This window comes from Pseudomonas sp. NPDC088890 (genome assembly GCF_044900155.1).
GTDB lineage: Bacteria > Pseudomonadota > Gammaproteobacteria > Pseudomonadales > Pseudomonadaceae > Aquipseudomonas > Aquipseudomonas urmiensis.
In genome coordinates, this window is sequence record NZ_JBJDNG010000003.1 from 342,097 (window position 1) to 348,509 (window position 6,413).

Annotated in this window: 5 protein-coding genes and 2 tRNA genes; all 7 read left to right on the forward strand. The window is 60.3% G+C overall.

All coding sequences use genetic code 11. The annotated features are described in order from the left end of the window. Positions 1-9 precede the first annotated feature (9 nt). Positions 10-300 (forward strand): topoisomerase II, encoded by a 291-nt coding sequence (locus ACI2JX_RS09335; protein ID WP_264235097.1) that lies wholly within the window; start codon positions 10-12, stop codon positions 298-300. Positions 301-310: 10 nt separating this feature from the next. Continuing rightward, complete coding sequence (gene astE, locus ACI2JX_RS09340; protein ID WP_264235096.1) at positions 311-1,318, forward strand: succinylglutamate desuccinylase; 1,008 nt, start codon at positions 311-313, stop codon at positions 1,316-1,318. 385 nt (positions 1,319-1,703) lie between these two features. After that, positions 1,704-4,328: an alanine--tRNA ligase gene (alaS, locus tag ACI2JX_RS09345; protein WP_368972907.1), complete on the forward strand. Its 2,625-nt coding sequence runs from the start codon at positions 1,704-1,706 to the stop codon at positions 4,326-4,328. Between the two features lie 85 nt (positions 4,329-4,413). Further along, positions 4,414-5,649, forward strand: a complete 1,236-nt coding sequence (locus ACI2JX_RS09350) for an aspartate kinase (RefSeq protein WP_186557431.1) — start codon at positions 4,414-4,416, stop codon at positions 5,647-5,649. A gap of 170 nt (positions 5,650-5,819) precedes the next feature. Further along, entirely contained in the window at positions 5,820-6,008 is a 189-nt protein-coding gene (gene csrA, locus ACI2JX_RS09355; RefSeq protein WP_003254503.1) for a carbon storage regulator CsrA, read from the forward strand. 72 nt (positions 6,009-6,080) lie between these two features. Next, positions 6,081-6,171 (forward strand) — tRNA-Ser (locus ACI2JX_RS09360). Between the two features lie 107 nt (positions 6,172-6,278). Further along, positions 6,279-6,355, forward strand: a tRNA-Arg gene (locus ACI2JX_RS09365). Positions 6,356-6,413 lie beyond the last annotated feature (58 nt).

Consider the following 6,413-nt stretch of genomic DNA (forward strand, 5'->3'; position numbering starts at 1 on the left):
AGAATTGTAATGTCCGACGCCCTGCACCTGATCCTTGAAGATGAAGACGGCACCCAGCTGGAAACCTCCTGCACGCGGTTTGCCGTGGTCTGGCAAGGTAAAGAAGTGTGGATCCAGCAGGACGGCCGCGGCCAGCTGCTGATCGGCGTCGATGTCGCCGAAGACGACACCGAGTACGCCAACCTGCTGCTGCGCCCGATGGCCACCAACCTGGTCAGCCTGGAGCTGGAAATGGAGTCGGCAGAAGTCGGCGACGATGACGACCACGTCCACGGTCCTGACTGCGGTCACCACCACTAAGGAAACGCCTATGCTCGCCCTCGGCAAATTGCTTGAGCTGACCCTGACCGATCACGAACCGGCCGAGAAGACCCAAGTGACCACCCGGGGCGTGCGTTTGCGCTGGCTGGGCGAGGGTGCGTTGGAAGTGCGCCCGCCTGAAGGTGAGGATTGCGGCCTCGACCTGCTGTTGTCAGCCGGCATTCATGGCAACGAGACTGCCCCGATCGAGCTGCTCGAAAGGCTGCTGCACGGTGTGGCCAATGGCGAGATCAGACCGCGCGCGCGAGTGCTATTCCTGTTCGGCAACCCGCCTGCGATCCGCAAGGGCGAGCGTTTCATCGAGCAGGATATCAACCGCCTGTTCAATGGCCGTCACGAGCTTTCCAGTGGTTTCGAAGCGTTGCGCGCTGCTGAGCTGGAGCAGTTCGCCCGGGTGTTCTTCAGCAAGCCTGAGCGCACCCGCCTGCATTACGACCTGCATACTGCCATCCGCGGCTCGAAGATCGAGCAGTTCGCGCTGTATCCGTACAAGGAAGGGCGCAAGCATTCGCGCCGGGAGCTGGCGCGCTTGGCAGCGGCGGGCATGCAAGCGGTACTGCTACAGAGCAAGCCTTCGATCACTTTCAGTGCCTTTACCTATGAGCAGCTGGATGCTGAGGCCTTCACCCTGGAGTTGGGCAAGGCGCGGCCATTGCGACACAACCAGCAAGTCAATCTCGACCGGCTCGAGACTCGCCTGCGGCAGATCATCGAAGGCAACGAACCGCCGACCGATGAGACGCTCGATGGCTTGCAGCTGTTCAGCGTGGCGCGTGAGATTATCAAGCACAGCGACTCTTTCAACTTGCATCTGCCGACGGATATCGAAAACTTCTCCGAGTTGGCCAAAGGCTATCTGTTGGCCGAAGACCTGGCCGAGATGCGCTGGGTGGTCGAGGAGGAGGGCGCGCGGATCATCTTCCCCAACCCTAAAGTGCGTAACGGCTTGCGCGCCGGCATCCTGATCGTGCCGACTTCTGAACAGCTGCTGGGTTGAGCGTGCATGTTGGCGTGACAGCGAGAGAACGAGAGAAAGAAACAGCGTGGGAGCGGGCTTGCCCCGCGATAGCGGTTAGCGATTCGCCTCCCGTTCTGTCACTGCACCCAAGCAAATCCTTGGATCCAAACACCGATGAAAACCTTTTAATTCACCACCTATTCCATTTTCCCTTCCCCTGAGCGGTAATTGGCTTGCCACCGGCCAAACGCTCGCCTTAGCATCCCGGTCATGTTTTTGCCCGCGTTGAGCTGAAATTCCGTCCAATCGACGGTCTCCATCGCATAAACACACTGCACCGAGATTGCAGGACCGATATAATGCGGCCCTTTGCCGTCGTTTCGACGCGTTTGCCTTAACGGCCGCCGTTTCCGTGGAAGAACCTATGAAAAGCGCAGAAATCCGTGAAGCCTTCCTCCGCTTCTTCGAGGAGCAGGGGCATACCCGAGTCGCCTCCAGCTCCCTGATTCCGGGCAATGACCCGACCCTGCTGTTTACCAACGCCGGTATGAACCAGTTCAAAGACTGCTTCCTCGGCCAGGAAAAGCGCGCCTACACCCGCGCTGTCAGCAGCCAGAAGTGCGTACGCGCCGGCGGCAAGCACAACGACCTGGAAAACGTCGGCTACACCGCGCGTCACCACACCTTCTTCGAAATGCTGGGCAACTTCAGCTTCGGCGACTATTTCAAGCGCGACGCGATCACCTTCGCATGGACCTTCCTGACCTCCGACAAGTGGCTGAACCTGCCCAAGGAAAAGCTCTGGGTCACCGTCTACGCCAGTGACGATGAAGCCTACGACATCTGGACCAAGGAAGTCGGCGTGCCAGCCGAGCGCATGGTGCGCATTGGCGACAACAAAGGCGCGCCCTACGCCTCCGACAACTTCTGGACCATGGGCGACACCGGCCCGTGCGGCCCATGCACCGAGATCTTCTACGATCACGGCGCCGACATCTGGGGCGGCCCACCCGGTTCGCCAGAAGAAGACGGCGACCGCTACATCGAGATCTGGAACAACGTCTTCATGCAGTTCAATCGCACCGCCGATGGCGTCCTGCATCCGCTGCCAGCGCCGTCGGTCGACACCGGGATGGGCCTGGAGCGGATCAGTGCGGTCATGCAGCACGTGCACTCGAACTACGAGATCGACCTGTTCCAGAACCTGCTGGCAGCTGCGGCCAAGGCCATCGGTTGCAGCAACGACGGCCAGGCTTCGCTGAAGGTCGTCGCCGACCATATTCGCTCGTGCGGCTTCCTGATCGCCGACGGCGTGCTGCCGTCCAATGAAGGCCGTGGCTACGTGCTGCGCCGGATCATTCGCCGTGCTTGCCGTCACGGCAACAAGCTGGGTGCCAAGGGCAGCTTCTTCTACCAGATCGTTGCGGCACTGGCGGCCGAGATGGGCGAAGCTTTCCCTGAGCTGACCAGCCAGCAGGCGCATATCGAGCGCGTGCTCAAGGCTGAAGAAGAGCAGTTCGCCAAGACCCTCGAGCAGGGCCTGCGTATCCTCGAGCAAGACCTGTCGCAGCTGCAGGGCACTGTCGTCCCAGGCGACGTGGTGTTCAAGCTGTACGACACTTACGGCTTCCCGATGGACCTGACCGCTGACATCGCCCGGGAGCGCGAGCTGAGCATCGACGAGGCTGGCTTCGAACGTGAGATGGACGCCCAGCGTGAGCGTGCCCGCTCCGCCAGCGCCTTCGGCATGGACTACAACAGCCTGGTCAAGGTCGACACCGCCACCGAGTTTCTCGGCTACGACGCCACCGAAGGCCAGGGCAAGGTCATTGCCCTATACAAGGATGGCCAGGCGGTCGACCAGCTGGGCGAAGGCGAGCAGGGCGTGGTCGTCCTGGATCGCACGCCGTTCTACGCCGAATCCGGTGGCCAGGTCGGTGACTCTGGCTACCTGCAGTCCGGTGCCGTGCGCTTCGACGTGCAAGACACTACCAAGACCGGTGGGGCATTCCTGCACCATGGCGTGGTCGCCAGCGGTGCTCTGGTCATCGGCTCGCCGGTTGAAGCCAAGGTCGACGCCGAGGTGCAACACGCCACCTCGCTGAACCATTCGGCCACTCACCTGCTGCACGAAGCGCTGCGTCAGGTGCTGGGTGAGCACGTCCAGCAGAAGGGCTCGTTGGTCGACAGCCAGCGCCTGCGCTTTGACTTCAGCCACTTCGAGGCGCTCAAGCCAGAGCAGATCAAGGCTCTGGAAGACATCGTCAACCGCGAAGTGCGCAAGAACACCGAGGTGTTGACCGAACTGACCGATATCGAAACCGCCAAGCGCAAGGGCGCCATGGCGCTGTTCGGCGAGAAGTATGGCGACACCGTGCGTGTGTTGAGCATGGGCGGCGATTTCTCGGTGGAGCTGTGCGGCGGCATCCATGCCAAGCGCACTGGCGATATCAGCGTGTTCAAGATCATCAGCGAAGGTGGCGTGGCCTCCGGTGTGCGTCGTATCGAGGCGATCACCGGTGCTGCGGCACTGGCTTACCTGAACGCTGCTGAAGAACAGGTCAAGGAAGCCGCGCAACTGGTCAAGGGCAACCGTGACAATCTGATCGACAAGCTGTCGGCTGTGCTGGAGCGCAACCGTCAGCTGGAGAAGCAGCTCGAGCAGCTGCAGGCCAAGGCCGCCAGCGCCGCCGGGGACGATCTCTCCAACGCGGCTGTTGAGGTCAAGGGCGCCAAGGTTCTTGCCGCACGCCTGGATGGTCAGGACGGCAAGGCCTTGCTGGCCCTGGTCGATCAGCTGAAGAACAAGCTCGGCCACGCAGTGATCCTGCTGGGCAGCGAGCATGAGGGCAAGGTCGTGCTGGTGGCTGGCGTGACCAAAGACCTCTCCGGCCAACTCAAGGCCGGCGATCTGATGAAGCAGGCCGCTGCAGCGGTAGGCGGCAAAGGCGGTGGTCGTCCGGACATGGCCCAGGGTGGCGGCGTTGACGTCGCTGCGCTGGACAATGCCCTGGCCCTGGCTGTGCCGTTCGCCGAACAGGGGCTTTGAGATGAAGCGGCCCGCTGTCTAGTAGCGGGCCGCTTCATGTTGGATTGATTATTGGGTGCCCATCGTGGGCAGAGGCAGCTTTGAAATGGCGTTGATCGTACAGAAATTTGGCGGCACCTCTGTCGGTTCCATCGAACGAATCGAGCAGGTTGCCGACAAGGTCAAGAAATTCCGTGACGCGGGCGATGACCTGGTGGTTGTGCTGTCGGCCATGAGCGGGGAAACCAACCGCCTGCTGGACCTGGCCAAGCAGATCAGCGACAAGCCGGTTCCGCGTGAACTGGATGTGATCGTTTCGACCGGCGAGCAGGTGACTATTGCCCTGCTGGCCATGGCCTTGATCAAGCGTGGCGTGGATGCGGTGTCCTACACCGGCAACCAGGTGCGCATCCTTACCGACAGCGCGCACAACAAGGCGCGCATCCTGCAGATCGACGACCAGAAGATCCGTGCCGACCTCAAGGCAGGTCGCGTGGTGGTGGTTGCTGGTTTCCAAGGTGTCGACGAGCACGGCAGCATTACCACCCTGGGCCGTGGCGGCTCGGACACCACCGGTGTTGCCCTGGCCGCGGCGCTCAAGGCCGACGAATGCCAGATCTACACCGATGTCGACGGCGTCTACACCACCGACCCGCGTGTGGTGCCCCAGGCACGTCGCCTGGAGAAGATCACCTTCGAAGAGATGCTGGAAATGGCCAGCCTCGGTTCCAAGGTGCTGCAGATTCGTTCGGTGGAGTTCGCCGGCAAGTACAACGTCCCGCTGCGCGTGCTGCACAGCTTCAAGGAGGGTCCAGGTACCCTCATTACCATTGATGAAGAGGAATCCATGGAACAGCCGATCATTTCCGGTATCGCCTTCAACCGTGATGAGGCCAAGCTGACCATTCGTGGCGTACCGGATACCCCGGGCGTTGCTTTCAAGATCCTCGGCCCGATCAGCGCTTCGAACATCGAAGTGGACATGATCGTGCAGAACGTCGCGCACGATAACACCACCGACTTCACCTTCACTGTGCACCGCAACGAATACGAAGCGGCGCTCAAGGTACTGGAGAACACCGCTCGTGAGATCGGTGCCCGTGAAGTGATCGGCGACACCAAGATCGCCAAGGTGTCCATCGTTGGTGTTGGCATGCGCTCGCACGCCGGTGTTGCCAGCCGCATGTTCGAAGCGCTGGCCAAGGAGAGCATCAACATCCAGATGATCTCCACCTCCGAGATCAAGGTCTCGGTGGTCATCGAAGAGAAGTACCTGGAGCTGGCGGTGCGTGCTCTGCACACCGCATTCGAGCTGGACGCCCCTGCCCGTCAGGGCGAGTAAGGCGCTGCCTGGGGAAGGGCGCGGCTTGCCGCGCCCTTCGCGTTTCTGGATGCCATGGAGAGTCCTGTCCTACTCACTATGGCAGCCACACGGGCCCTGCCTTCGTCCCTAGTGCACGGCCCGGCTACCACAGACTGTTATCCCTGATTGAACTGCGTAAGGAGAAAGCTATGTTGATTCTGACTCGTCGGTGCGCCGAGAGCCTGATCATTGGTGACGGTGAGATCACCGTTACGGTCCTGGGTGTCAAAGGCAACCAGGTGCGTATTGGCGTCAGCGCCCCTAAGGAAGTGGCCGTTCACCGCGAGGAAATCTACCTGCGAATCAAGAAAGAGAAGGATGAGGAGCCAAGCCTTTAATTCTTTTGAAGTTTTTTTCAAAAAAAGGGTTGCAAACGAGGAGGAGGCTGTTTAATATTCGCCTCGTGTTGCGGTGAGGTGGCCGAGTGGCCGAAGGCGCTCCCCTGCTAAGGGAGTATACCTCATAAGGGTATCGGGGGTTCGAATCCCCCCTTCACCGCCATTATTTGCGTAGGGCGCTTCAGCTGGACAAGATTGCTAAGTCGTTGATTTTAAACGAAAAAGAACTTGTAAAAACGGTAAAGCGAACTATAATGCGCGGCAAGAATTGGACTCATAGCTCAGCTGGATAGAGTACTCGGCTACGAACCGAGCGGTCGCAGGTTCGAATCCTGCTGAGTCCACCATACAACATGACGATTTTGCTTGCAGGGTCGGATTGTTTAACCAGTGGTAATCTGGTCT